This window comes from Bradyrhizobium sp. RD5-C2, from assembly GCF_019972155.1.
GTDB lineage: Bacteria > Pseudomonadota > Alphaproteobacteria > Rhizobiales > Xanthobacteraceae > Bradyrhizobium.
The window spans coordinates 243,796-269,944 of record NZ_BOVL01000059.1 but is presented as its reverse complement, the minus strand read 5'-3'; the positions used below and the strand labels follow the sequence as shown (position 1 = coordinate 269,944).

The following is a 26,149-nucleotide window of genomic DNA, read 5'->3' as shown; positions in this document are numbered from 1 at the left end:
TCAAGAATCATGAACGTCCAAACCGCCATCCGTGCCGACAAGGCCGAGTTGCAGCGCCTCGCCCGCGAGGAAGCCTATGCGACGCCGCTCAAGGATTTTCATCCCGGCGCGCCGCGGCTGTTCCAGAACGACACGTTGTGGCCGTGGTTCGAGCGGCTGCGCAAGGAAGAGCCGGTGCATTACTGCACCAATTCGCCGATCGAGCCCTATTGGTCTGTCGTGAAGTACAACGACATCATGCATGTGGACACCAGCCACGGCATCTTCTCCTCGGACTCCACGCTCGGCGGCATCTCGATCCGCGACGTGCCGCCCGGCTACGACTATCCGAGCTTCATCGCGATGGACCAGCCGAAGCACGCCCATCAGCGCAAGACCGTGTCGCCGATGTTCACGCCGACCCATCTCGACGAGCTGGCGAAGATGATCCGTCAGCGTTCGGCCAGCGTGCTCGACAATCTGCCGCGCAACGAGACCTTCAATTTCGTCGAACGTGTCTCGATCGAATTGACCACCCAGATGCTTGCGACGCTTTTCGACTTCCCCTGGGAAGAGCGGCGCAAGCTGACGCGCTGGTCCGACGTTTCCACCGCGCTGCCGAAGAGCGGCATCGTCAATTCGCCGGAAGAGCGGCGGCAGGAAATGGACGAATGCTACTCCTATTTCTCGAAGCTCTGGAACGAGCGCGTCAACGGGCCGCCGAGGAACGACCTGCTGTCGATGATGGCTCATAGCGACGCCACCCGGCACATGGACCCGGACAATCTGATGGGCAACATCATCCTGCTGATCGTCGGCGGCAACGACACCACGCGCAACACCATGAGCGGCTCGGTGCTGGCGCTGCACGAGCATCCCGACCAGTTCCAGAAGCTGAAAGAGAACCCCGCGCTGATCGACACCATGGTGCCGGAGGTGATCCGCTGGCAGACGCCGCTCGCACATATGCGGCGCACCGCGCTGCAAGACACTGAGGTCGGCGGCAAGACGATCAGGAAGGGCGACCGCGTCGTGATGTGGTACGTCTCCGGCAACCGCGACGACGAGGTGATCGACCGTCCCGACGAGTTCATCATCGATCGCGCCCGGCCGCGCATCCATCTGTCGTTCGGCTTCGGCATTCACCGCTGCGTCGGCATGCGGCTCGCCGAACTGCAGCTCAAGATCGTCTGGCAAGAGATGCTGAAGCGCTTCGACCGCATCGAGGTGGTCGGCGAGCCGAAGCGGGTCTATTCCAGCTTCGTCCGCGGCATCGAGAACCTGCCGGTGCGGATTCCGGGCTGAGCTTCGCCCTATTCGCGCTAGTCTTGTCACCTACTAGCGCGCGTGCTGACCCTTGTTGGTCGGCAACGGGCAATTGGTGCAGACCCGGTCGTCGCACATCCGGCAGATCGTGAAGCGATCCATCTCGGATGTATCCTGCCTTGCCAGCAGCTCGCGGATCAACGTTGCGAGCTGTTTTCGTTCAGCCGACGACAGCACGTCGAGCAGCGACGTGACGGCTGATATCCGCGACGCCAGCAGCTCGTTCCGGGATGCAGCGCCGGTCGCCGTCAGATGCAAGGCGACCTCGCGGCCGTCCTTGCCCGGACGGCGTTCGACCAGCCGGTCCGAAACCAGACGATCGACCAGCCGGACCGTTCCGGAATGCGACAGGCCGAGGATCCGCCTCAGCTTGTCGTTGGTCATGCCCTGGCCATAGCCGATGACGATGAGGGCCGCGGGCGTCTCGCCGCCGCGGCCGACCACCTCGCGTGCGCCCAGCTCGATCCGATCCATGACGGCGAGCGACAGCGCGCCCAGCAGATTGGCGATTCCGTTTTCCATGCGGGGAATAATATGTGCGCTACGCACAAAAAACAACTTGACCAGATATGTGCGCTACGCACATATTTATCCGGGAGAGCAAAAACGACGAAGAATGGAGAGAACGATGACGATCCGATGCGCCGCATTGGCCACGCCTGACGCCGCCGGCAGCGAGCCCACCCTGAAATACGTCCACGCCAACGGTGTGCGGTTTGCCTATCTCGAACAGGGCAGCGGACCGCTCGTGATGTTCCTGCACGGCTTTCCCGACAATGCCTGGTCGTATCGCAAGCAGCTGCAGGTGTTCGCGGATGCCGGGTATCGCGCGGTCGCGCCGTTCCTGCGCGGCTATGCGCCGACCGAGATTCCGGCCGACGGCATCTTCGATCCGATTGCGCTGGGCCAGGATCTCGAAGCGCTGATCGCGGCGCTGAGTGACGACGGACAAGCGCGTGTCGTCGGCATGGATTGGGGCGGCACGTCGACATTCCAGGTGCTGGCCACGGCGCCGTCGGCGATCAAGGCTGCGGTTGTCATGAACACCGCGCACCCGATCACAATCGCGAGCCTCAGGAGCGATCCCGATGCCGTTCGATCGGTCTTCCATGTCTATTTCTTTACGGTGCCTGGCGCTCACTCGGCGGTCAACATCGAGGGACTTCCGTTTGTCGACTACCTTTGGAAGTTGTGGTCGCCGGCCTTCGAGAACGACGCGCATCTCCGCTCGGTCAAGGAGACGCTCAGCTCGCCCGGCACCATGAAGGCGGCGCTGAAATACTACAACGGCCTGGTCGATGCGGGAGTTGCGGGCCGGCTGCCGATCAACGACATGCATACGCCGACGCTGACGATCTATGGCGGCAACGATCCGACAGTGCGGTATTCGATGAAGGAAGAGCCGCTGTTCAAGGGGCCCCATCAGCGCGTTGTTCTGCCCGATGTCGGACACTTCCCGCACCTCGAGCGTGAGGCCGAGGTCACCGGCCTGATCATGGACTGGTTCAAGACCCACGCCGCCGGCTGAACAGCCGTGCTTCAACCAGCGACCACGTCACGAAGTCTTTCGAATTCTCTCTGAACAGGAGTGCGCGCAATGGACGCCACGACACAGCAGCAATACGCCGAAACGTTTCACGGTCTTCACAGGACAGGCGATCCACTGGTCCTGTTCAACGCCTGGGATGTCGCGACCGCCAAGGCGATCGCCAAGACCTCGCCGGCCATTGCGACCAGCAGCGGCGCGGTGGCGTCCGCGCTCGGCTTTGCCGACGGCGAAAATGCCCCGCTCGACATCGTGGAAGGCCTGGTGTCGCGGATGACCGCTTCGGTCTCTGTTCCAGTATCGATCGATTTGGAGGCGGGATACGGCGACACTCCAGATGCCGCCGCGAATTCGGCTGCGAGGATCCTGAAGGCCGGCGCGATCGGCATCAATATCGAGGACGGGCTTGCCGGCGGAAAGCGGCATCTCGTCGATCCCGAGCAGCATGCCGCGAAGATCAGGGCGGTGCGGGACACCGCGCAACAGCTCGGCATTCGTCTCTTCATCAATGCGCGAACCGATCCGTTTCTGCTGAAGTTCGGCTCGCCGGAGCAATGCCTGGATGAAGCGGTGCGGCGCGCGAAGCTCTATGCCGATGCCGGCGCCGACGGCATTTTTGTGCCGGGCCTCACCGACCTCGCGCTGATCGAGCGGCTCGTTCAACTGACGCCGCTGCCGGTCAACATCATGGTGACGCGGGGCGTTCCCGAAATCGGCGAGCTCGCCCGCGCCGGCGTTCGCCGGGTCAGCCTTGGGCCGTGGCCGATGATGGCGGCGATGCGCGTCATCGGAGAGGCCGCCGCCGCGGTCGTCGCGAGCAAGCAATACGGCACGTTCCTGCAGCCGAACGCGTGACACCGGACGTTGCCAGGCCGAACAGGGGCTGACCGTCCGGCCGTCCTGTTCGGCCATGGTGGCTTACTCGATCACCTCGTCTGCGCCGCTGACGACTGAAGCAGAGAATTCGCGGCCAAGCAGCTTGGCGGTCTTCAGGTTGATGACGAACTCGACCTTGGTCACCAGTTGCACTGGAAGATCGGCCGGCTTTTCGCCCTTCAGCACCCGGCCGGCGTAGATGCCCGTCCGCCGATGCGACTGCATGAAATCTCCTCCGTAGCTCATCAACCCTCCGGCCATCGGGAAGTCTCGGGTTTGCGTAATTGCTGGAACGCCATATTCCATCGCGAGGTCGGCCAATCGCTTACTGCGAAACGCGAAATACGGATCGGAGGTGAAAACGAGTGCGTTCGCCGACTCCTTCGCCACGGAAGCGAATACAGCTTCAAATTCATCTTCCTTGCTTGCACTCATGATCTGCAGATGGACTCCCAGGGTTTCCGCAGCGGAGCGAAGCCTCTGCAATTGTGAAGGCGCGGTCGGACTTGTCGGGTTGGTAACGACTCCCAATGTGGTCGCCGCCGGCAGGAGTTCGTGCATCAACTCGAGCCGCTTCGGCGACACATCGACGCTCAGGCTCGAGACTCCCGTGATATTGCCTCCCGACCGCGACAGGCTGTCCACCACACCGAGTTGAACAGGATCGCCGCCCATCTCAAAGACGATTGTCTTGGTGGCACCGGCGGCTTTCGCGGCGAGCGCAACAGGAGCGCCGCCGGGCGCAACCACCAGATCGACATTGCGCTCGATCAATTCGCGTGCCAATGCCGGAAGCCTTGCATATTGCCCGTTGGCCCATCGGTACTCGATCGCAACATTTTGGCCTTCGAAGAAGCCAGCTTCGCGAAGTCCCTGGTGAAAGGCCCTCAGCCGGCTGCCAAACAGATCCGGCGATTCCGGGCAGAGATAGCCGATGACCGGCAAAGACGGCTTCTGCGCGTGCGAGGATGTGGTCCACGCGGCCGCACCCGCCATCATCAGAAGGAAATCACGCCGCCTGGAGCGTCCGTGCGACGTTGCTGCACTGGAATGAGCGTAACTCACGCGCTGCCAACCCGCTGCCGTTCCGCATCTGGCACAGCATATCGCACGATGCTAGGCCAGTCGCCGGTGGATTGCGCCGAGCACCGCCGCTCGGTTCGGCTAGAGCGCATCGCAGGAAATTCCAAATACCGGAATTGCCTCGTCGAAGCCCTTGATTTGTCGGCTCCCGATATCCTCCAGGGCACGCTTGTCTCTCACGCTGGCGGCGGTGCCGGCATCCATCAGGATTTCCGCATCTGCGGCAGATGCGCACAGGCGCGCCGCGAGATTTACGACGCTGCCAATGGCTGTGTAATCGAGCCGATCATCATAGCCGATCCGGCCGACGGTCGCCGGTCCGCTGGCGAGCCCAACTCCGAAGCCAACATTGTAGCCTCGCGACCGCCAACCGCCGATCAGCCCTTGCACGCGCTTCTGCATTTCGATCGCAAGGTCGACGGCTCTCAACGCAGGCTCCTCGACCGGAACGGGCGCGTTCACCAGCACCATCAGCCCGTCTCCGGAGAAGCTGATGAGCGTCGCTTCAAACTGCGCAATGACCCTGCCCAGAACCTCATAGTATTCGGACAGCACGCTCATGACTTCCTCAGGTGCGACGCCCGCGGAAAACGCGGTGAACCCTCGCAAATCGCAGAACACCACGACGACATCGGTACGGCGGCCATCCAGCACGCTGTCGTCACCGGTCCGATCGACGAGATCGGCGACCTGAGGCGCGAGAAACCGCTTGAGCTTCGCGATACGCTCCTGGTGTTGCTGTGCAAGCGCAAGCTCACCGGCCATCCTGTTGAAGCTGTTTGCGAGCCGCTGAAACTCGTCTCCGGTCTGAATCGAAATGCGGTGCTCGAAGGACCCGGCGCCGATCCGTTCCGTCCCTTCCTCAAGCAGCTTGATCGGCTCCATCATCCGGTGCGCAAACGCATAGGCGAGAAGTCCTGCGAATATGGTGCTGCCTGCGAGAAGCACTGTGGTCCGCCGCAACGCGGCGTAGATCGGGGCGTAAGCCTCGGAGAGCGGCTGTGCCACCACAACGGTCCAATCGGGCCCCGCCACAGGAGCCTCACTGGCAGCAACTTGACGCCCCTGTGCGTCACGGCTCGTTGCAAAACCGGCTCTGGGGCCGATCGCGTCGCGTATGGCGCGAAATGGCTGCGAAGTCGTCTCCTCCACGCCGCGGAGGACGAGGCTGATGTCAGGATGGGCGATGAGACGGCCCGGCCGGTCCAGGACAAAGGCAAGGCCGGTCTCTCCGACCTTGATCGCCGAGACGACATCCCAGATCAGCTTGAGATTGACTTCGGCGATGACTGCGCCGACCGCGGACCGGTTACCCACCAGCGCAATCGTCAAATAGGGTTCTGAGCCTCGGTTATAGCTGACATCGCTGAACCAGACCTGGCGCGCGTGAGCACCGACCAGCGCAGGTTCAGCCGAGCGGTCGGTACGGCTTTCAATGCGATTGAGGCCGACCCGCGAGACGTGGAGGCGCTCCAATCCATTGTTGTCGATGAGTGTCACGCTGACGATGGCAGGCGCTTGGCGAAACAGACGTAAGGCATCGGTCCGCCGCTCCTCGTCCACCTCGTCGGACCATGGCTGTTGGACCAGCCAGCCAAGCTGGCTTGCTATGTCGGAGATGAAGTTATGTATTTCAGCGGCAGCGGACGTCGCCTGAACGCCGAGCAGTTGGTCGAGCCTCGCGCGCTGATCGCGGTAACCGAACCAGGCTTCAATCGTCCCATTGATCACAAGCGGAAACGCGACGGCCAGAAAGAGCGCGAGAAAATATTTGGGAAAGAGGCCACGAAATCGATCTCGGACAATCATGCTCCGATACCTGAAAATGCGACTGAAATATCAATAAGCCCCAAAATGAAGGCTTGAAATGAAGCCTTGCCTTGCGGCCCGGCACTGCCACTATCTGCGCCCTGACACATAGGAAGCCGGGTTTAGGCTGCAATGCGGCCGTTGCCGATCCGGCCAAAAGACGCAGTTGCTCCAGCCGCCATTCGTTCACTTTGGCGTGTGCTATAGAATTCCGGCATAGCTGCGCAAGACAGATGCGAAGAGAGCCAGGTCCGTTCGCACGCTAATGCTCTTGGTGAGGACGCGCCAATGCGCGTCCCTTGTTTGACGCGTTTTCTTCACGCGAACCGATACCCCCTTCGCTTGAAAGCGCTCTAGCCGAGGCCATGATGGACCAGATTGCCACCCACCAGGACAGCGCGACCAGCCAGGACTGGCCGGTTGCGATCTACCGCACGCTGAAGGATTTTAGCGTGGCGCAGGTGTCCTACGTTCCCGACGCCGGACATTCCAAGCTGATCAAGCTGTCGCACGCCGATGCCGACATCAAGACCACGGTACTGACCACCGAGGAAGAGGGCGTCGCGTTGTCCGCCGGCGCCTGGCTCGGCGGCGATCGCGCGGTGCTGTTGATGCAATCGAGCGGCGTCGGCAATTGCGTCAACATGCTGTCGCTGATGGCGAGCTGCCGCTTCCCGCTGCTGACGCTGGTGACGATGCGCGGCGAATGGGCCGAGTTCAATCCCTGGCAGATCCCGATGGGCCGCGCGACGCCGCAGGCCTTCGAGATCATGGGCGCCACCGTGCTGCGGCTCGAGAACCCCGACGACACCGAGGAGGTGATCTCGGCCGCTGCCTCGCTCGCCTATGACGGCGACCAGCAAGTCGCGGTGCTGATCTCGCAACGGATGATCGGCCGCAAGAAGTGGACGAAGGAGACGCATTGATGTCAGCGCCAACAGGCACTCTCGATCGCCGCACCGCCGTGAAGGCGCTGCTCGCCGACCGCGGCGATTTGCTCGTGATCTCCGGGCTCGGCTCCTCGTCCTACGATCTGTTCGACGCCGGCGAGCACCCCGGCAATTTCTATCTCTGGGGCGCGATGGGCGGCGCCGCGATGGTCGGGCTCGGCCTCGCGCTGGCGCAGCCGAAGCGCCCGGTGCTTGTTGTCACCGGCGACGGCGAGCAGCTGATGGGCATCGGCAGCCTCTTGACCATCGCCACCAAGCAGCCCGGCAATCTCTCGATCGCGGTGCTCGACAACGGCCATTTCGGCGAGACCGGGATGCAGCTCAGCCATTCCGGCTTGGGGGCGAAGCTCGAGGTGATCGCTAGCGGCGCGGGCATCCGCAATGTCTCCGACATCGCCGACATGGCCGGCATCGAACGCTTCCGGAATAGCTTGCGCGATCTCGCTGGCGGCCCGCGGCTGGCGCGGATCCGCATCGCAGCCGGCGAGGTCGAGCGCGCGCTGCCGCCGCGCGACGGCACCTATCTCAAGAACCGCTTCCGCGGTCATCTCGGTTTCCAGGTGAGATGATGCGAAGCCGCGCTCAGGCGAGCTGGATATCCCAGAGCCCCTCGGCGCGGCACGCGGTGACCTCGTCGCGCAGCAATTTGGCGATCAGTGTGATCGCATTCGAGCCGGGATGCTCGACCGGCGAGGCTAGGGTCAGCTCGCGCCGCGGCGCTGGCCGCGCGATCGGCGCGGTCTCCAGTCGGCCGTCGGCGACCTCGCCGCGCACCGAGGACGGCGGCAGCATGGTGTATCCGAGCCCCTCCTCCACCAGGCTCGTCAGCACCCGGAACGAATCCGCCTCGAGCTTGACGTCGAGCGTGACCTTCTTCTTCGCCGCCGCATGCTCGATCATGGCGCGGAGCCCGTGCGAATGACTTGGCAGCACCAGGCGCTGGCGCAGCAGCCAGCCGATATCGACCTGCTTCTTCTGCTTCAGCCCGCTGCCGCGCGGGCCGACCGCGACGATGCTATCGCGGCCGAGGCTCTGCACCGCCAAATGCAGATCGACCGACGGGCCGTAGATCACCGCAAGGTCCATCTCGCCGCGGTGCAGCCACTCGATCAGATGGCCGCTGTAGCTTTCGACGATGCAGAGCGAAATGCCGGGATAGCGTTCCACCGTACGCCGCGCCAGCCGCGCCGAGATCACGCAGCTCACCGTCGGCACCAGCCCGAGCACGACCCGCCCGGACGGCGCGCCGCCCGCGGACTGGATGTCGTCGCGGATCTGGTCGATCTGGCGCACGATACCGCCGGTGCGCGCCAGCAGCAGCCGTCCGGCATCGGTCAGCACCATGCCGCGGCCGTTGCGCGTGAACAATTCGGTGCGCAGCTCGTGCTCCAGCAGCTTGATCTGCCGGCTCAGCGCCGGCTGCGCGACCCTCAAGGTATCGGATGCCTTGCTCAGACTCCCGAGTTCCGCGACGCACGCAAAGGTCCTAAGCTGGCGGAAATCCATACTTGCCAATCCTGGAAGGCAGGTTCATACGCTATAACAAAACAGCATAGGGAGTTTACCGGGACCCCACAACAGCGGGCGTTTTCCTCACGCGAACCGGCTTCCGCTTCGCCCGAAAACGCTCTGGCGCAACCTCTCGGCAAAACGAAATCATGACCGCACACGAACAGCACACCGACGACCACACCGACATCCGCGACGCCGTCGCAAAGCTCTGCGCGCAGTTTCCCGGCGAATACTGGCGCAAGCTCGACCGCCAGATGGCCTATCCGAAGGAGTTCGTCGACGCGCTGACTGAGGCCGGCTATCTCTCGGTGCTGATCCCCGAGGAGTATGGCGGCGCGGGCCTGAAGCTGTCGGCTGCGGCGGCGATCCTGGAAGAGATCCAGCGCGCCGGCTGCAACGGCGGCGGCTGCCACGCCCAGATGTACACGATGGGCACCGTGCTGCGGCACGGCAACGACGCGCAGAAGGCGAAATATCTGCCGAAGGTCGCGACCGGCGAATTGCGACTGCAGGCGTTCGGCGTCACCGAGCCGACCAGCGGCACCGATACCTCGTCGCTGAAGACCTTCGCCCGCCGCGAGGGCGACCACTACGTCGTCAACGGCCAGAAGATCTGGACCAGCCGCGCCGAATATTCCGACCTGATGGTGCTGCTGGCGCGAACCACGCCGAAGGAGCAGTCGAAGAAGCGCACCGACGGGCTCTCGGTGTTCATCGTCGACATGCGCGAGGTGAAGGGCAAGGGTCTGGAGATCCGCCCGATCCGCACCATGATGAACCACGCCACCACCGAAGTGTTCTTCACCGACATGAAGGTGCCGGCGGAGAATCTGATCGGCGAGGAAGGCAAGGGCTTTCGCTACATCCTGTCCGGCATGAATGCCGAGCGCATCCTGATCGCGGCCGAGTGCGTCGGCGATGCCAAGTGGTTCATCCAGAAGGCGACCAACTACGCCAAGGAGCGCAGCGTGTTCGGCCGGCCGATCGGCCAGAACCAAGGCATCCAGTTTCCGATCGCGAAGGCCTACGCCTCGATGCGCGCGGCCGAATTGATGGTGAAGGAAGCGACCCGTAAATATGAGGCCGGGCTCGATTGCGGCGCCGAGGCCAACATGGCCAAGATGCTGGCTGCGGATGCGTCCTGGGAAGCGGCCAATGCCTGCGTGCAGACCCATGGCGGCTTCGGCTTCGCCGAGGAGTACGACGTCGAACGCAAGTTCCGCGAGACGCGGCTCTATCAGGTGGCGCCGATCTCGACCAACCTGATCCTCTCCTTCGTCGCCGAGCACGTGCTCGGCATGCCCCGCTCCTACTGAGTTCTCAGATCATGCTGCCGCTTGAGGGATTGACCGTCATCGCCGTCGAACAGGCCGTTGCTGCGCCGTTCTGCTCGTCGCGCCTGGCCGATGCCGGCGCCCATGTCATCAAGATCGAGCGGCCCGAGGGCGATTTCGCCCGCGGCTACGACGCCGCGGCGAAGGGCCAGAGCAGCTATTTCGTCTGGCTCAACCGCGGCAAGGATTCCGCGGTGGTCGATCTCGCCACCAAGGAAGGCCGCGCGCAGCTCGAAGAGCTGATCGCGGGCGCCGACGTGCTGCTGCAGAATTTGAAGCCGGGCTCGATGGACAAGCTCGGCTTCTCGCGCGAGCGGCTGCGCAAGGCCTACCCGAAGCTGATCATGTGCACGATCACCGGCTATGGCGACACCGGCCCGTACGCCGACCGCAAGGCCTATGACCTGCTGATCCAGGCCGAGAGCGGCCTCGCCTCGATCACCGGCGGTCCCGAGGGCGCCTCGCGCGTCGGCATGTCGATCGTCGATGTCGCGACCGGCGCCACCGCGCATGCGTCCATTCTCGAAGCATTGATCGGTCGCGGCCATACCGGCCAGGGCGCCGATATCCGGATCTCGATGTTCGACGTGATGGCCGACTGGCTCACCGTGCCGCTGCTCAATGCCGAGGACGGCAAGTCGCCCAAACGCATCGGCCTCGCCCATCCCTCGATCGCGCCTTACGGCGTGTTCCGCTCGAAGGACGGCAAGGAAATCCTGATCTCGATCCAGAGCGAGCGCGAGTGGAAGACGCTGTGCGCCAAGGTGCTGGGCCAGCCCGGCCTGCCCGACGATCCGCGCTTTGCCAACATGGTCGGGCGCGTGCGCAACCGCGCGGTGACCGACCAGATCGTCAGCGACAGCTTCGGCAGGCTCACGCGCGAGGACTTGCTGGCGAAGCTCGCCGAGGCCGACATCGCCTTTGCCGAGGTCAACAGCATGGACGACCTCGCCAGGCACCCGCATCTGCGCCGCATCGAGGTCGACACACCGAACGGCAAGGTCAGCTATCCGGCGCCGGCCGCGATCGTGGTCGGCGAGGACAGGCACTACGGCAAGGTGCCCGCGATCGGCGAGCGCATCAAACGATCCTGAGATCCCTCCTGCCCGGGCAACACCATCATGACCGATAAACTCGACCTCGATCATCTCCGCCAGTGGATCGGCAAGACCACGGAGGCCTCCGACGTCGTCACCAAATATCTCGTGATGGGGCTGCGCGCGACGCTGTTCCAGGAGATCGGCGAGCCGAAGGCCGGCGACGCCGCGCCGTGGACCACGCATTGGTGCCTGGCGCAGCCGGTGTTTCCGATGTCGCAGCTTGGCCCCGACGGCCACCCGACCCGCGGCGGCTTCCTGCCGCCCGTGCCTCTGCCGCGCCGGATGTGGGCCGGCGGCGAGCTCGAATTCTTCGATAGCTTGCGTATTGGTGATGAAGCCAAGCGCAGCTCGAAGATTGCCGACGTCACGGTGAAATCGGGCTCGACCGGCACGCTGTGCTTCGTCTCGGTCAATCACGAGGTGACGACCTCGCGCGGGCTTGCGGTCCGCGAGCGGCAGGACATCGTCTATCGCGAGATGACGACCACGCAGAGTTCGGCGCCGGCCAAGGCACCGCCGCCTCCCCCGGTCGCGCAGCATCGCGAGAGCCACGTCTCCGATCCGGTGCTGCTGTTTCGCTATTCGGCGCTGACCTTCAACGGCCATCGCATCCACTACGACCGCGACTACGTCACCAAGGTCGAGGGCTATCCGGGCCTGATCTTCCACGGCCCGCTGCAGGCCTCCTTCATCGTCGAGCTCGCGGCGAAACTCCGTGGCAGCAAGCCGCCGAAGAAGCTCAGCTATCGCGGCGTGCAGCCACTGTTCGAGGGCAGCGAGTTCTCGATCAACGCCAACGACAAGGATGGCGGCCTGGAGCTGTGGACCGCGAATGCCGAGGGCCAGCCCACCATGAAGGGCACGGCGACCTGGTAGGTCGCGCGCGCGAACCACATCAGAATGCGACTGGACAACGAGGCGCTTTCATCAGCGCCTCGTTTTCCGTATTGTGACCGCATTCATCCCTGGACCTGAGATCATGAGTCGCTTCTGGAGTTCGGTCGTCCACAATCTGTCGCCCTACGTGCCCGGCGAACAGCCGAAGATCGACGGCCTGATCAAGCTTAATACCAACGAGAATCCCTACCCGCCGTCGCCGCGCGCGGTAGCGGCGATCACGGCGACCACCGATCGGCTGCGGCTCTATCCGGACCCGCGCGCGACCGCGCTGCGCGAGGCGATCGCGGCGCGCTATGGCGTCACGGCAGACGAGGTGTTCGTCGGCAACGGTTCGGATGAGGTGCTGGCGCACGCCTTTCCGGCGCTGCTGAAGCACGACAGGCCGCTGCTGTTCCCCGACATCACCTACAGCTTCTACCCGGTCTATTGTCGCCTCTATGGTGTCGGCTACGAGACGATCCCGCTCGATGCCGCGATGCGGATCAACCTCGCCGACTATCGGCGACCCGGCAGCGCCATCCTGCTGTGCAATCCCAACGCGCCGACCGGCATCGCGCTGCCGCGTGCAGCGATCGAGGCGCTGGTCACCGAACATCCCGACCGTCTCGTGGTGGTCGACGAGGCCTATGTCGATTTCGGCGCCGAGAGCGCCGTGCCGCTCGTCGCGCGCCACGACAATCTCCTGGTGATCCAGACGCTCTCGAAGTCGCGCGCGCTGGCGGGCCTGCGCGTCGGCTTCGCCATCGGCCAGCGCCCGCTGATCGAGGCGCTGGAGCGCGTCAAGGACAGCTTCAACTCCTATCCGCTGGATTGCTTCGCGATCGCAGGCGCAGTCGCCGCGATCGAGGACGACGCGTGGTTTGACGAGACCCGGCACCGCATCATCGCCAGTCGCGAGGCGCTGGTCCGCGGCCTCTCCGAGCTCGGCTTCGACGTGCTGCCGTCGCACGCGAATTTCGTGTTCGCCCGCCATGGCGCCCATCGCGGCGCGGATCTCGCCGCAAAACTGCGCGAGCGCGGCGTCCTGGTTCGGCATTTCCAGAAGCCGCGGATCGAGGATTTCCTGCGCATCACGGTCGGCACGGATGACGAGTGCGGCCGCCTGATCAGCCTGCTGAGCGGCATGGTCTGACCGCGGTCGGCAAACCACGCAACTTGCGATCGATGCTCCCAACCTGCATAGTGACCGCGCGGCAAGATGCACGGTTCTCCGGGAAGGACTGGTCATGCGATTTGCGATCGGCGACGCCACGGTCGACGTCATCGTCGACGACGATGATTTCGGGCTTCCGCTGTCTGAATTCCTGCCCGGATACGATCGCGGCCTGATCGAGGCACATCGGAACACACTGGAGCCGGTGTTCATCGATCTCGCCCGGGACATCGCGAAGCACGCGATCCAGAGTTTTGTGGTGCGAACCGGCGGGCGAACGCTGCTGATCGACGCCTGCATCGGAGAGCACAAGGACATCCCGGAGATCCCGGCCTGGCATCGGCGGCGCGGCAGCGACTTCCTCGATCGGCTGCGCGCGAGCGGTGTCGATCCGGCCGACATCGATCTGGTGTTCTGCACCCATCTGCATGTCGATCACGTCGGCTGGAATACGCGCCAGGACGATAGCCGCTGGCAACCGACCTTTCCCAACGCGCGCTATTTGTTCGGCCGCCGCGAGCTTGCCGACTGGATGGCGCAGCACGATGCCGGCCGCGCGCCGCCGATCCACGCCCGCGCGCTGGAGCAGAGTGTCATTCCGATCGTCGAAGCCGGCCGGGTCGATCTGGTCGACGACGGCCATGAGCTGGGACCGGGCCTGCGGCTCGTGCCGTTGCCGGGCCACACCAGCGGCCAGATGGGATTGATGGTGGACTATGCGCAGCATCGCGCGATCTTTTGCGGCGATGCCGTGCACAATCCGGTGCAGATCTTCCAGCCCAGCCTGTCGACGTCATCCTGTACCGACCCGCAGCTGGCCCGCGAGACGCGCACGAATATCCTGGCAGAGGCCGCCGACAGCGGCCGCCTCGTCATCCCCGCCCACTTCCGCGGCTCGCGCTGCGCCCATATCCGGGCGGACGGCCACAGCTACGCGCCAGTGTTCGACGCCGGACCTCGGTGAGGCTGCGATGCGCGGCCATGTGACTTGCCGCAATGATGAGGATACTCCTGTTTGACTGTTCACTCCGGCAGCGGCTTGCCGGCCTGCTCGCGGACGATGTAGTCGGCGTACCAGTCCGGCCAGTTCGCATCGTGGCCACCGGTCCGCTTCTCGTGCTCGCCATGCGCGGCCGCCGCGCGGCGGAGTGCGGCGGCGAGATCGGCTGGTGAAGAAAAATTCGTGCCGTTACCGTCGACCCGCCCGGGCAGGCGCTGCGTGACCTGCTGGAGCAGCCAGACATTGCCGTCGGGATCGCTGAAGGTCGCGAGCGAGCCGTAGCTCGGCCGTTCCGGATCGGGTCCCTTGATGCGGCCTTCCGCGCCACGGTGAAACACCTCGCTGACATCGACGCCGCGCGCGATCAGCTCTGCGCGCGCCGCCTCGATGTCGTTCACGATCAAGAAGCGCGGCAGCGGCGAGCCCTTGTCGAGATGAACCGAGGTCGGTGAGCCCGGCGGCGTCAATTGCAGCGCCCGGGATCCGTCCGCCCTGACGAAGTCGGCGTCGAGCCGCCAGCCCAGGTTTTCGTAGAAGCGCTTCGACCGATCGATGTCGGACACCGGAATCACGACGACCTCGAGCTTCATGTCGACACCCGGCTTCGAACCCTTCCTTTCGCCACTCATGGCTCGCTCCTTGAAATGTGAGGGACCGGGCCGAAGAGGCCCGTTGCGCCCGAACTAACAATAGCGCATATTACTATGAAAATCATAGTAACAATGCCGATGAAGAAAACGTGATGGTAAAGTCAAAGGGCAACCCTGCTGACCAGACGCTCTGTCCGGTGGCCCGCGCGGAAACCGTCGTGGGCGACCGCTGGACCGTGCTGGTGCTGCGCGAGCTGTTCGCACGCAACCACCGCTTCGAGGAAATTCAGGCCTATACCGGCGCAACTCCGCAGATGATCGCGGCACGGCTGAAGAAGCTGGAAACGGACGGACTGGTGACGCGGCGCGTCTACAACAAGCATCCGCTGCGCCACGAATATCATCTCACGGAAAAGGGCGAGGCGTTCTTCCCGGTGATGTTCGCGCTGCGCGCCTGGGGCGAGACCTGGTGCAAGTCGCCCCGAGACGGTCTTTCCATGAACTACACGCACCTCACCTGCGGCAAGCCGGCCGGGCTCGGTCCGGTCTGCCAGGGCTGCGGCGAGCCGCTGCAATGGACGGACATGGTCGCGGAGCGAACGCCCAAATATCAAAGAGAGCGCGATGCGCGATGGGAGGCCTTCAAGGCGACCCGCTGAATTCCCGACGCCGCCGGCGCAAGCGGACGAGGCGAAAGCATTCGCACGGTCGCAGCGTCTCGATCCCACGGGGCCGATCCGGCTGAGCCCCGCACAAAAACGGAGACCACCATGCCATTCGTTCGTATCGACCTGAAGCGCGGCAAGTCCGCCGAATATCGCAAGACCCTGGGCGAGATCGTCTACAAGGCGATGCGCGAGCTGATCAACGTGCCCGAGAATGACAAGTTTCAGGTCATCACCGAGCACGATCGCGGCGACCTGAATTATGCCGACAACTATCTCGGCAACAATTACAGCGACGATCTCATCTTGATCCAGATCACGCTGAATGCCGGGCGCACGGTCGAGATGAAGAAGGCGTTCTACAAGCGGATCGTTGATGATTTCCAGAGCCAGCTGCAGGGACGTCCGGACGATATCTTCATCAACCTGGTCGAGGTCGCCAAGGAAAACTGGTCGTTCGGCAACGGCATCGCACAATACGCGAGCTGAACGCGGAACAGGCATGCGCCGGACAGGCAGTGGCATGTCCGGCGGCTAGCCGTCCGTGGCTTGCGATCGGCGTTGCCGACACGCATAGTGCGCTCCCGCAAACAACAACAAGTAGGGAGGCAACCATGAGGACGATCGCAGCCGTGCTGTGCGCACTCGCGCTGATCACAACCGGGGCGCAAGCACAGACGCTCAAGGATTTCATGGCTGTTGTCATGAAGAAATGGACTGCGCCGTTCGAACCGTACGAGCTGATCGACAATATCTATTACGTCGGCACTGACGGGATCGCGGTCTACATCATCAAGACGTCGCAAGGGCTGATCCTGATGGATACGGCGATGCAGCAGTCGACCGGCATGATCAAGGACAACATCGCCAAGCTCGGCTTCAAGGAAGGCGACATCAAGATCATCCTCAACACCCACGCCCATCTCGATCACACCGGCGGCTTTGCCGAGATCAAGCAAGAGACCGGCGCGCAGCTGATCGCGGGCGAACGCGACAAGCCGCTGCTCGAGGGCGGTTACTATCCGGGCGACGAGAACAACGCCGATCTTGCCTTTGCGCCGGTCAAGGTCGACCGCACCGTCAAGGAAGGCGACAAGGTGACGCTCGGCGACGTGACGCTGACGGCGCACACCACGCCCGGCCATTCGCCCGGCTGCACCAGCTGGGAGATGACGGTGAAAGACGGCAGCCAGCAGCGCAATGTGCTGTTCTTCTGCAGCGGAACAGTGGCGCTGAACCGGCTGGTCGGCCGCCCGACCTATTCTGGCATCGTCGACGACTACCGCTCGACCTTCGCCAAGGTCAAGGCGATGAAGGTCGACGTGCTGCTCGGACCGCATCCGGAGGTCTACGACATGCAGGCCAAGCGCGCGGAGATGAAGGACGGCGCGCCGAACCCGTTCGTCAAGCCGGGCGAAAACGCCACCTATGTGGCGGGGCTGGAGCAGGATTTCGACAAGCAGCTCGCCAAGCAGACCGCTGCACTGCAGAAGGCCAATTAGAGAGCACAGCGAGAGGTCATACCGTCATCCTGAGGAGCCGCGAAGCGGCGTCTCGAAGGATCGACGGCCACCAGCGGGGCCACGCATCCTTCGAGGCTCGCTCCGCTTGCACCTCAGGATGACGTGGAATCGCCGCACACGCAAATTTCAGCCGTTGCCGTGGCAACTATGAGCCCGCGGCGGCTTGACATCGCAAGGCAATCCATCGAGAGGTGGATCGCCTTTCCGCTTTTCCGCCCGCAATGACGGAACGTAACAAGACAGCAATGGGAGCCGCCCGATGTCCTCGCGCAAACCCGCCGCCGGCAAAAGCAAGACCGTCACCGTCAAGGACGCCACCTTCGGCCTCCTGCGCGCGTGGGGCATCAAAAAGGTGTTCGGCAATCCCGGTTCGACCGAGCTGCCGTTCCTGAGCGACTGGCCCGACGACATCGACTACGTGCTCGGCCTGCAGGAGGCTTCCGTCGTCGGCATGGCCGACGGCTATGCGCTGGCGACGCGCAATGCCGGTTTCGTCAATCTGCATTCGGCGGCCGGCGTCGGCAACGCGCTCGGCAACATCTACAACGCCTACCGCAACCAGACCCCGCTGGTGATCACCGCCGGCCAGCAGGCGCGCTCGATCATGCCGCTGCAGGCCTTCCTCTATGCCGAACGCGCCTCCGAATTCCCGCGGCCTTACGTGAAATTCGCGGTCGAGCCGGCGCGCGCCGAAGACGTGCCCGCCGCGATCGCGCGCGCCTATTACGTCGCGATGCAGCCGCCCTGTGGGCCGACCTTCGTCTCGGTGCCGATCGACGACTGGGCGCATGCGACGCAGCCGCTCGATGCGCGCCAGGTCAGCCGCGAGATCGGCCCCGATCTGTCGGCGATGCAGGCACTGGCGGCCGCGCTCGGTGAAGCCAAGCGCCCTGCCCTCGTCGTCGGCCCCGCCGTCGATCGCGCCGAGGCTGTCGACCTCATCGTGAAGCTCGCCGAGAAGACCAAGGCCGCGGTCTGGGTCAGCCCGTTCTCGGCGCGCTGCTCGTTCCCCGAGCGGCATCCGCAATTCGCCGGCTTCCTGCATGCCGCACCGGGCCAGCTCTCCGATGCGCTGCGCGATCACGATCTCGTCGTCGTGGTCGGCGCGCCGGTCTTCACTTTCCATGTCGAGGGCCACGCCGCGATCTTCGACGGCGCGACCACGATCTTCCAGATCACCGACGATCCCGATGCCGCCGCGATGACGCCGAGCGGCCACAGCATCATTGCCACCATGAAGCCGGCGCTGACGGCGCTGCTCGAGATGCTGCCCGAAACCAGGCGCACCGCCCCGGCGGGCCGCGTCCTGCCGCCGGCGCCCGCGGCCGGCGATCCGATCCCCGCCGAATACGCGCTGCACGCACTCGCAGCCGCAATGGGGCCGCACGATGCGCTGGTCGAGGAGGTGCCGTCGCATCGCCCACTGATGCAGAAGGCGATGCCGATGCGCGGCCAGGACAGCTTTTACACCATGGCAAGCGGCGGCCTCGGCTACAGCCTGCCGGCCGCGGTCGGCATGGCGCTCGGCCGCAGCACAGGGCGCACGGTCTGCCTGATCGGCGACGGCTCGGCGATGTATTCGATCCAGGCGCTGTGGACCGCCGCGCAGCGCAAGCTGCCACTGACGGTCGTCGTGATGAACAATTCCGGCTATGGCGCGATGCGTTCGTTCAGCCAGGTGATGCAGGTGCGCAACGTGCCGGGCCTCGACCTGCCCGGCATCGATTTCGTCAAGCTCGCCGAAGGCATGGGCTGCGATGCAATGCGGGTGACGAAATCGGCCGAGCTTCCGGGCGCCTTCAAGCGCGCGCTGTCGCATCACGGCGCCAGCCTGATCGAGGTGATGGTGGATTCCGCGGTGCCGCTGCTCTACGCGCAGAAGGGGTGAAGTCGGGTCTCGCCACGTCATTGCGAGCGAAGCGAAGCAATCCATCGTCCAGCAAGCGGAAATATGGATTGCTTCGTCGCTGTCGCTCCTCGCAATGACGGCTGGATTGGCCTCACGCCCGTTACTGCGAGGGCACTGGCTCCAGTTCCAGCGCCGCCGCTGACGGCGTCGGCACCTCGCAGCCGGTGGCGCAGCAGCGGCCGGGCTGCTTCGAGGCTCGCTGTCCTTCATCAACAAGACCGCGGCCGAGCAAATTCTCGACCAGCTCAGCCTTCTCCATCACCGGATAGTTGCGCCAGATCTCGCGTTTCATCGCCTCCGGCGAACCGCCACCGTGCAGCGAGATCACCGAGTACCAGCCGGCTTCGTGCGACACCGTGAGGTCCTCGATCAGCCGCGCCACCTCGGCGCGCTGCTCGGCCGGAATGTCGGGCCGCCCGCCCATCACGGCGGCGAGCGAGGCGCGCGTCTCCGGATTGTGGTCCTCGTCAGGCCCCGGCAGCGCGACGATCAACCCGCCCGAGACGTAATGCGCGACGCGGTGCATGTCGTAGATCTTGGTCGCGAGCAGCAGCTTGCCGATGTTGGAGAACACCGCATCCGGCATCACCGAGCCGGCCAGGTCCTTCGTGCAATAGACCGAGGACGCGACGCCGCAGGCATAGAAACTCTCGGTGATGGTGATCAGCTCGACCATCGCCTCGCGGATATGCGCGTGCTTCTCGGCATCGAGCCCGTTGGCCTCGATCATCAGCGCGCCGGCGCCGATCAGGAGATCGCCGAAGCCGGCGCGCGCACCGATGCAGGAATGCCGGTGATGCGTGGCGTAGGACGTGGTGAGGAAGCCGCCCTCCTCGGTCTCGCCGGCGAGGAAGACCCGGTCATGCGGCACGAACACGTCGTCGAACATCACGACACCGACCGACTGGCCATACTTCGCCGAGAATTTCGCCGATGCGTCGCCGGGTCGGCCGGCCGGGCGCGCGACGATGGTGACGCCGGGTGCATCGACCGGCACCGCACAGCAGACCGCAAAATCCTTGTCGGCAGGAACGTGAGTGCGGCAGGGCATGACCAGGAATTCGTGCATGTAGGGCGCGCCTGTGACGATCGCCTTGGTGCCGCGGATCACGATGCCGTCGGGGCGGCGCTCCTTGATATGGACATAGACGTCCGGATTGGCTTGCAGGCCGGGTCGCTTGGAGCGATCGCCCTTGGCATCGGTCATCGCGATGCCGAGCGTCAGGTCCTGGTCCTGCACCTCGTGCAGATAATTGAGGAAGCGCTGGCTGTAGTCGGTGCCGTGGCGATCGTCGGTCAGCCTGGTCGCCTGATAGAGGCCGTTGAGCGCATCATGGGTGAGATAGCGCTGCGCACAGCCGGACGTTCGGCACACCAACCGCACCGCCTCCAACTTGTAGAGCAGGTCCTGCGAGCTCTCATTGATGTGGAGCATGCGGTTGACGGTCTTGCCCGAAGTGCCCTGCCGCGCCGTCATGATCGGCACATGCTCGGGCCGGTGCGCGAAATCGTAGGTCACGCCGACACCCGCCACGCCCGGCGCCAGCAGCGGCTCGTCCGCGACACACGCCACGGCCGTGCCGTTGACGAACACCCGCGGCTTGTAGCGGCGCAGGGATTCCCGGTAGTCCGCAGCCGTCATCAGCATGGCGCTTCTCCCTTGCTCATTTATTCTAACACTGTTAAATTATCTAACGCTGTTGAAATTGAGTCAAGAACGGATTCGCCGATGCAGATGCGCGAGAGCAGGAAGGAAGCGGTCAGCCGCCACAAGCGGGAGCTGATCCTCGATGCGGCGCGCAGCGTGTTCGCCGAGGAAGGCCTCGAGGGCACGAGCCTGCGGGCCATCGCGACGCGGGCCGGCTACACCCCGGCGGCGCTGTATTTCCACTTCGATTCCAAGGAAGCGATCTATGCCGAGGTGCTGCGGCAATCGCTGGCCTCGCTCGGCGAAGCCGTCAGCGCTTCGGTCGCGACGACCCGCGGCGCCAAACAGAGGCTACATGCCGCGGGCATGGGCTTCTTCCGCTACTACGCGGACCATCCGCGCGATCTCGATCTCGGCTTTTACCTGTTCCGCGGCGGCATGAAGCCGGCCGGGCTCGGCCACGACCGCGACCACGAGCTGAACGCCGCGCTGGAGGCGGCGCTGCATCCGATCGCCGAAGCCGCCGAAGCGCTCGGCGCGTCGAGGCAGAAGGCGAACACGGTGATGGTGGATTGCTTTGCGCACGCCACCGGCCTGTTGCTGTTGCTGCACACCGGCCGCATCAGGATGTTCGGCGCCTCTGCGCCCGATTTGATGGACGCCTATCTGCGCGACAGGATCGCGCAACTCGGCAAAGGGTGAGCTTGCGCACGCAAAGTGAGGAGGGCACCGGCGAGAGGGTTCCCTCCCCCCTTGTGGGAGAGGGTGGGGAGAGGGGTGCCACACGGGTGCGCTCTCGATCGTGTCTTAACGACACGCGAGCGAAGTTGCGATAGCGACGCTTCGATCAGCGATTTCGCCCGGGGCCACCCCTCACCCCACCCTCTCCCACAAGGGGAGAGGGAGCCCGACTAGCGTACTCGCCTCACATGAGCGACGCGCATTCCCTAGCCGTCACTTCCCTTGCGCTTCCCGCATCTTGGCCTGGATCTTGGCCATGCCGCCGATCCAGCGGTCGTAATTCTCGGTCTTCTTGCGCATGTAGCCGAGCACCTGCGGGTGCGGCAGGATCAGGAAGGTCTCCTGCTCGATGCCCTTGAGCGCATCCTGCGCGACCTGATCCGCGGAGAGGTCGCCGTCGCCGGATTGCGGGCCCCTCGGGATCGAGCGCAGCATATTGGTGTCGACGCCCTGCGGGCAGAGGATCGAGACCTTGATGTTGTCGGCGCGGTGCGAGATCGCGAGGTTTTCGGCAAAGCCGACCGCGGCATGCTTGGTGGTCGAGTAGGCCGGGCTGCCGACCTGCGACAACAGGCCCGCGGCCGAGATCGTGTTGAGGAAGTAGCCGCCGCCGCGCGCCTTCATCCGCGGCACCAGATGCCGCGCGGCATAGACATGCGCCATCACATGGATCGCCCAGCTTCGCGACCACGGCTCGTCCGAGGTGCCGCCGGCATTTTTCGACAGCGGATCGAAGCCGCCGCCGATGCCGGCATTGGAGCAGAACAGCGCGATCGGGCCGAACATGCGTTCGCTCTCCTCGATCACGTGCAGGATGTTCTTCTCCTGTCCGACGTCGCATTTGAAGGCGGCGCCGCCGACCGAGGCCGCGACGTGCTCGGCCGCCGCATGATCGAGATCGACCACCACGACCTTGGATGCGCCCGCGGCGTGGAACGCCTCGCACAGCGCCCTGCCGATGCCATTGCCACCGCCGGTGACCACCACGACTTTACTTGCCACCTGCATGGCTATCCTCCCGATATCTTGATCCTGTAAGGACCATGATATCGCATCTTTGGCCGATGCATGATCTTTTCGAGAGGCCGGTCCGGCCGCGAGCGCTGCGCGACCGGCTCAGCTCGCCAGCACGACGTCAAACACCGCTGTATAGTGGCAGGCGGCCCCGAGCAGCACGAAGCCGTGCCAGATCGCGTTCTGGAAACGCAGCCGCCGCCAGGAGTGGAAGATCACCCCGAAGCTGTAGAGGATGCCGCCGGCCAGCACGAAGCCGAGCGCCTTCGCCGGCAGCGCCTTGACCACGGCGTCGTAGAGCATGATGCCGCTCCAGCCCATCGCAAGATACAGCCCGACCGCGAGCCGGTCGAACCGGCCGGGATAGGCGAGCTTCAGCCAGATACCGACGATCGCGACGCACCACACGCCGATCAGCAACGCGATGGCAAAATAGCTGTCCTTCAGTTCGACGATGAACGGCGTGTAGGTCGCGGCGATCAGCAGGTAGATCGCGGAGTGATCGAAGCGCCGCAGCACCCATTTGGCGCGCGATACCGGCCAGAGATTATAGGTTGCCGACAGCGTCAGCATCGCGAGCAGGCCCGCGACATAGACCGAGACCACGGCAATATCGAACGGGCCGGCATAGACCGCGGTCAGCACGATCAGCGCGGTGGCCGCAACCAGCCCGAAAGCGACACCGACGAGATGGACCACGCCGTCGGCGATCAGCTCGGCGCGGTCGTAGTTCCACAGCGCGGCGCCGGCCGCGTGGATCGAGGACGAGGCAAGTTGCTTCAGGCGAAAGACCGTCATGCAGGGCTTTCCTGTGGGCCGATGAACTATGGGTAACGCGGGTGGCGTGGCGCGTTCAATCCCCTTGGTATTCCCCTCGCCTGCAAAGGCGCCGGAAATGTGAAACTTGATTTTGGCCCGATAATCGCCACCTTGCGGGTGATCGCCCGCCTCTTTTGGCTCCTCCTGCCGGACCTTTTCGTTAACCCTCCATGCCCCCCCGCTTCTCTGATATCGTCGAGGAAGCGCGTCTCTCGGCGCGGGCGCTGCTCGACTATAGCGAGGGCCTTTTCAAGCCGACGGTGCGGCTCGGGGTCACCGGCCTGTCGCGCGCCGGCAAGACCGTGTTCATCACCGCGCTGGTGCATGGCCTGACCCGCGGCGGCCGCTTCCCGGTGTTCGAGGCCTATAGCTCGGGACGGATCGCGCGCGCCTATCTCGCCCCGCAGCCCGACGATGCGGTGCCGCGCTTCGCCTACGAGAACCATGTCCGCACCCTGATCGAGGAGCGGAGCTGGCCGAGCTCGACCACCGACATCTCCGAGCTCCGCCTCGTGATCGAGTATCAGCGGCAAAATGGCGCGGACCGTAAGCTGACACTCGACATCGTCGATTATCCCGGCGAGTGGCTGCTCGACCTGCCGTTGCTCAACAAGAGCTACGAGCAATGGTCGGCGGAGAGCCTTGCGCTGTCGCGCGAGCCGCTGCGCGCAAAGCTCGCGGCGCCCTGGCACGCCCATCTCGCAACGCTGAAGCCCGAGGCCAAGGAGGACGAGCAGGCCGCTCGCACCGAGGCAAGACTGTTCACGGATTATCTGCGCGCCTGCCGCGACGAGCGCTTCGCGATGAGCCTCTTGCCGCCCGGCCGTTTCCTGATGCCGGGCAACCTCGCCGATACGCCGGCGCTGACCTTTGCGCCGCTCGACGTGCCGGCGGACGGCAGCGCGCCCGACGGCTCGCTGTGGGCGATGATGCGGCGGCGTTACGAGGCCTACAAGGACGTCGTGGTGCGGCCGTTCTTCCGCGACCACTTCGCGCGGCTCGACCGCCAGATCGTGCTGGCCGACGCGCTCGCCGCTTTCAACGCCGGCCCCGAGGCGCTGCATGATCTCGAGGCGGCGCTGGCCGGCATCCTCGACTGCTTCCGGATCGGCCGCGGCACGATCCTGAGTTCGCTGTTCCGGCCGCGCATCGACCGCATCCTGTTCGCGGCAACCAAGGCCGACCATCTGCATCACCAGAGCCACGACCGGCTGGAAGCCGTGCTGCGGCGGATCGTGGCCCGGGCCGCCGAGCGCGCCGAATATGCCGGCGCCGCCATCGACGTCGTGGCGCTCGCCGCTGTGCGCGCCACGCGCGAAGCGCAGGTCGCTCGCGGCCGCGACAAGCTGCCATCGATCCTCGGCACGCCGGCGCCGGGCGAGGTCGCCAATGGCGAGACGCTGGATGGCAAGACTGAAGTCGCGACCTTTCCGGGTGACCTGCCCGACAATCCGGAGGAGCTGTTCAACGGCGGATTCCGCGGCCTCTCGAGCTCAGGCGCCGAGGCCGCCGACTATCGTTTCCTGCGCTTCCGCCCGCCGAAGCTGGAACGAAACGGTGATACGGAGCCGGCGCTGCCTCACATCCGCCTTGACCGCGCCCTTCAGTTCTTGATCGGAGACAAGCTGCAATGAACGAGAAGACGCCCCCGCGGCGGCCGGCGACGTTCAAGCTCGACGATCCCGGCGTGGTCGTGATGGATCCGGACGACAGCGGCCGCCTCACCCGCGGCACGATCCAGATCGTGCCCGAGGCCGAACCCGCGCAGCTGCCGGTCCCGGTCGATACGCCGCTGCTGCCGGCGCGCCGCGGCTTCCGCTGGGGCACGCTGTTCTGGAGCGCGGTCGCGGGCCTCGTGGTGCTTGGCACCGGGCTTGGCATCCTCAATCTGGTCGAGGATCTGTTCGCACGCAACGAAGGTCTCGGTGTCCTCGGACTGGGGCTCGCCGTCATCGCGACGGTGGCGCTGGCGGTGGTCACCACGCGCGAGCTGGTCGGCCTGGCACGGCTGGCGACCATCGAGAAGCTGCATCTGCGCGCCGCCGAAGTGCTGATCAGCGACGACCGCGCCGCGAGCCGGGCCATCGTAGCCGACCTGCTCAAGCTCGCGCACCGGACCCCGCAACTCGCCCGCGCCCGCAGCGCGCTGCAGAGCCACACCGACGACATCATCGACGGCGCCGACATGATCCGCCTCGCCGAGCGCGAACTGATGACGCCGCTCGACGAGGAGGCGCGGCGGCTGGTGTCGACGGCCGCGCAGCGCGTCTCGGTCGTCACCGCGGTCAGCCCGCGCGCCATGATCGACGTGCTGTTCGTGTTCGTGGCGAGCCTGCGGATGATCCGGCAGCTGGCGCGGCTCTATGGCGGTCGGCCCGGCGCGCTCGGCATGATCCGCCTGCTGCGCCACGTCATCGCGCATCTGGCGATCACCGGCGGCATGGCCGCAAGCGACAGCCTGATCCAGCAGATGCTCGGCCACGGCATCGCGGCAAAACTCTCGCAGCGCCTCGGCGAAGGTATGCTCAACGGCCTGTTGACCGCCCGCCTCGGCCTCGCCGCGATCGACGTCACCCGCCCGCTCCCCTTCAACGCTTTGCCGCGCCCCGCGCTGACCGATCTGGCGAAAGACCTGATCCGCAAGCGCGAGGAAGAGGAATAGCTTTGCTTTC

General features: G+C 64.8%; 25 protein-coding genes. 17 read left to right on the top strand and 8 right to left on the bottom strand.

Features of this window, described 5'->3' with window-relative positions:
• Positions 1–9: 9 nt before the first annotated feature.
• Positions 10–1,284, top strand: coding sequence for a cytochrome P450 (locus tag BraRD5C2_RS38420; protein ID WP_223977543.1), 1,275 nt, complete (start codon positions 10–12; stop codon positions 1,282–1,284).
• Positions 1,285–1,317: 33 nt separating this feature from the next.
• On the opposite strand, the gene BraRD5C2_RS38415 is transcribed toward BraRD5C2_RS38420, so the two are convergent.
• Positions 1,318–1,827, bottom strand: a complete 510-nt coding sequence (locus BraRD5C2_RS38415) for a MarR family winged helix-turn-helix transcriptional regulator (protein WP_223977541.1) — start codon at positions 1,825–1,827, stop codon at positions 1,318–1,320.
• A 106-nt stretch (positions 1,828–1,933) separates the two neighbouring features.
• On the opposite strand from BraRD5C2_RS38415, the gene BraRD5C2_RS38410 reads away from it, so the two are divergent.
• Positions 1,934–2,833 (top strand): alpha/beta fold hydrolase, encoded by a 900-nt coding sequence (locus tag BraRD5C2_RS38410; RefSeq protein WP_223977539.1) that lies wholly within the window; start codon positions 1,934–1,936, stop codon positions 2,831–2,833.
• A 69-nt stretch (positions 2,834–2,902) separates the two neighbouring features.
• Complete coding sequence (locus BraRD5C2_RS38405; protein ID WP_223977537.1) at positions 2,903–3,706, top strand: isocitrate lyase/PEP mutase family protein; 804 nt, start codon at positions 2,903–2,905, stop codon at positions 3,704–3,706.
• Positions 3,707–3,769: 63 nt separating this feature from the next.
• On the opposite strand, the gene BraRD5C2_RS38400 is transcribed toward BraRD5C2_RS38405, so the two are convergent.
• Both BraRD5C2_RS38400 and BraRD5C2_RS38395 read right to left on the bottom strand, forming a co-directional pair.
• Positions 3,770–4,723, bottom strand: a complete 954-nt coding sequence (locus tag BraRD5C2_RS38400; RefSeq protein WP_223977605.1) for an ABC transporter substrate-binding protein — start codon at positions 4,721–4,723, stop codon at positions 3,770–3,772.
• A 168-nt stretch (positions 4,724–4,891) separates the two neighbouring features.
• On the bottom strand, positions 4,892–6,619 hold the full coding sequence (locus BraRD5C2_RS38395; protein WP_223977535.1) for an adenylate/guanylate cyclase domain-containing protein: 1,728 nt from the start codon (positions 6,617–6,619) through the stop codon (positions 4,892–4,894).
• 365 nt (positions 6,620–6,984) lie between these two features.
• Here BraRD5C2_RS38395 and BraRD5C2_RS38390 point away from each other — a divergent pair, with 365 nt between their 5' ends.
• Positions 6,985–7,545, top strand: coding sequence for a thiamine pyrophosphate-binding protein (locus tag BraRD5C2_RS38390; protein ID WP_223977533.1), 561 nt, complete (start codon positions 6,985–6,987; stop codon positions 7,543–7,545).
• The gene (locus BraRD5C2_RS38385; RefSeq protein ID WP_223977531.1) at positions 7,545–8,138 is read left to right on the top strand and encodes a thiamine pyrophosphate-dependent enzyme; all 594 of its coding nucleotides are present in this window, start codon (positions 7,545–7,547) and stop codon (positions 8,136–8,138) included. The genes BraRD5C2_RS38390 and BraRD5C2_RS38385 overlap by 1 nt, the downstream gene beginning before the upstream one ends.
• A 13-nt stretch (positions 8,139–8,151) precedes the next feature.
• Here the strand turns inward: BraRD5C2_RS38385 and BraRD5C2_RS38380 are convergent, their stop codons facing one another.
• Complete coding sequence (locus BraRD5C2_RS38380; RefSeq protein ID WP_223977529.1) at positions 8,152–9,075, bottom strand: LysR family transcriptional regulator; 924 nt, start codon at positions 9,073–9,075, stop codon at positions 8,152–8,154.
• Between the two features lie 152 nt (positions 9,076–9,227).
• Here BraRD5C2_RS38380 and BraRD5C2_RS38375 point away from each other — a divergent pair, with 152 nt between their 5' ends.
• The 5 genes from BraRD5C2_RS38375 (at position 9,228) to BraRD5C2_RS38355 (ending at position 14,532) form a co-directional block, all read left to right on the top strand.
• Complete coding sequence (locus BraRD5C2_RS38375; protein ID WP_092116491.1) at positions 9,228–10,397, top strand: acyl-CoA dehydrogenase family protein; 1,170 nt, start codon at positions 9,228–9,230, stop codon at positions 10,395–10,397.
• Between the two features lie 11 nt (positions 10,398–10,408).
• Positions 10,409–11,509: a CaiB/BaiF CoA transferase family protein gene (locus BraRD5C2_RS38370; RefSeq protein ID WP_223977527.1), complete on the top strand. Its 1,101-nt coding sequence runs from the start codon at positions 10,409–10,411 to the stop codon at positions 11,507–11,509.
• A 27-nt stretch (positions 11,510–11,536) separates the two neighbouring features.
• Positions 11,537–12,391, top strand: a complete 855-nt coding sequence (locus BraRD5C2_RS38365; RefSeq protein ID WP_223977524.1) for an HTD2 family dehydratase — start codon at positions 11,537–11,539, stop codon at positions 12,389–12,391.
• Between the two features lie 103 nt (positions 12,392–12,494).
• Positions 12,495–13,547 (top strand): histidinol-phosphate transaminase, encoded by a 1,053-nt coding sequence (gene hisC, locus BraRD5C2_RS38360; RefSeq protein WP_223977522.1) that lies wholly within the window; start codon positions 12,495–12,497, stop codon positions 13,545–13,547.
• Between the two features lie 94 nt (positions 13,548–13,641).
• On the top strand, positions 13,642–14,532 hold the full coding sequence (locus BraRD5C2_RS38355) for an MBL fold metallo-hydrolase (RefSeq protein ID WP_223977520.1): 891 nt from the start codon (positions 13,642–13,644) through the stop codon (positions 14,530–14,532).
• A 59-nt stretch (positions 14,533–14,591) separates the two neighbouring features.
• Here BraRD5C2_RS38355 and BraRD5C2_RS38350 read toward each other — a convergent pair whose 3' ends face one another.
• Positions 14,592–15,197: a VOC family protein gene (locus tag BraRD5C2_RS38350; protein ID WP_223977518.1), complete on the bottom strand. Its 606-nt coding sequence runs from the start codon at positions 15,195–15,197 to the stop codon at positions 14,592–14,594.
• A 113-nt stretch (positions 15,198–15,310) separates the two neighbouring features.
• Here BraRD5C2_RS38350 and BraRD5C2_RS38345 point away from each other — a divergent pair, with 113 nt between their 5' ends.
• The 4 genes from BraRD5C2_RS38345 to mdlC all read left to right on the top strand — a co-directional run bounded on the left by BraRD5C2_RS38345 (position 15,311) and on the right by mdlC (position 19,234).
• A complete protein-coding gene (locus BraRD5C2_RS38345) occupies positions 15,311–15,817 on the top strand; it encodes a winged helix-turn-helix transcriptional regulator (protein WP_223977516.1) in 507 nt (168 codons plus the stop codon).
• A gap of 111 nt (positions 15,818–15,928) precedes the next feature.
• Positions 15,929–16,312, top strand: coding sequence for a tautomerase family protein (locus tag BraRD5C2_RS38340; RefSeq protein ID WP_223977514.1), 384 nt, complete (start codon positions 15,929–15,931; stop codon positions 16,310–16,312).
• Positions 16,313–16,437: 125 nt separating this feature from the next.
• Positions 16,438–17,325, top strand: coding sequence for a BJP family subclass B3 metallo-beta-lactamase (gene blaBJP, locus BraRD5C2_RS38335; protein WP_223977512.1), 888 nt, complete (start codon positions 16,438–16,440; stop codon positions 17,323–17,325).
• A 280-nt stretch (positions 17,326–17,605) separates the two neighbouring features.
• Positions 17,606–19,234, top strand: a complete 1,629-nt coding sequence (gene mdlC / locus BraRD5C2_RS38330; RefSeq protein ID WP_223977510.1) for a benzoylformate decarboxylase — start codon at positions 17,606–17,608, stop codon at positions 19,232–19,234.
• A 121-nt stretch (positions 19,235–19,355) separates the two neighbouring features.
• Here mdlC and BraRD5C2_RS38325 read toward each other — a convergent pair whose 3' ends face one another.
• Complete coding sequence (locus BraRD5C2_RS38325) at positions 19,356–20,903, bottom strand: 4-hydroxyphenylacetate 3-hydroxylase family protein (RefSeq protein ID WP_223977508.1); 1,548 nt, start codon at positions 20,901–20,903, stop codon at positions 19,356–19,358.
• An 81-nt stretch (positions 20,904–20,984) separates the two neighbouring features.
• Here BraRD5C2_RS38325 and BraRD5C2_RS38320 point away from each other — a divergent pair, with 81 nt between their 5' ends.
• Positions 20,985–21,605, top strand: coding sequence for a TetR/AcrR family transcriptional regulator (locus tag BraRD5C2_RS38320; RefSeq protein ID WP_223977506.1), 621 nt, complete (start codon positions 20,985–20,987; stop codon positions 21,603–21,605).
• 252 nt (positions 21,606–21,857) lie between these two features.
• On the opposite strand, the gene BraRD5C2_RS38315 is transcribed toward BraRD5C2_RS38320, so the two are convergent.
• Both BraRD5C2_RS38315 and trhA read right to left on the bottom strand, forming a co-directional pair.
• Positions 21,858–22,652 (bottom strand): SDR family oxidoreductase, encoded by a 795-nt coding sequence (locus BraRD5C2_RS38315; RefSeq protein WP_223977504.1) that lies wholly within the window; start codon positions 22,650–22,652, stop codon positions 21,858–21,860.
• A gap of 108 nt (positions 22,653–22,760) precedes the next feature.
• The gene (gene trhA / locus BraRD5C2_RS38310; protein ID WP_223977502.1) at positions 22,761–23,456 is read right to left on the bottom strand and encodes a PAQR family membrane homeostasis protein TrhA; all 696 of its coding nucleotides are present in this window, start codon (positions 23,454–23,456) and stop codon (positions 22,761–22,763) included.
• A gap of 191 nt (positions 23,457–23,647) precedes the next feature.
• On the opposite strand from trhA, the gene BraRD5C2_RS38305 reads away from it, so the two are divergent.
• Together BraRD5C2_RS38305 and BraRD5C2_RS38300 are read left to right on the top strand one after the other, a co-directional pair.
• Complete coding sequence (locus BraRD5C2_RS38305) at positions 23,648–25,111, top strand: YcjX family GTP-binding protein (protein WP_223977500.1); 1,464 nt, start codon at positions 23,648–23,650, stop codon at positions 25,109–25,111.
• The gene (locus BraRD5C2_RS38300) at positions 25,108–26,139 is read left to right on the top strand and encodes a YcjF family protein (protein ID WP_223977498.1); all 1,032 of its coding nucleotides are present in this window, start codon (positions 25,108–25,110) and stop codon (positions 26,137–26,139) included. Before BraRD5C2_RS38305 ends, BraRD5C2_RS38300 begins: the two co-directional genes overlap by 4 nt.
• The last annotated feature ends 10 nt before the right edge of the window (positions 26,140–26,149 follow it).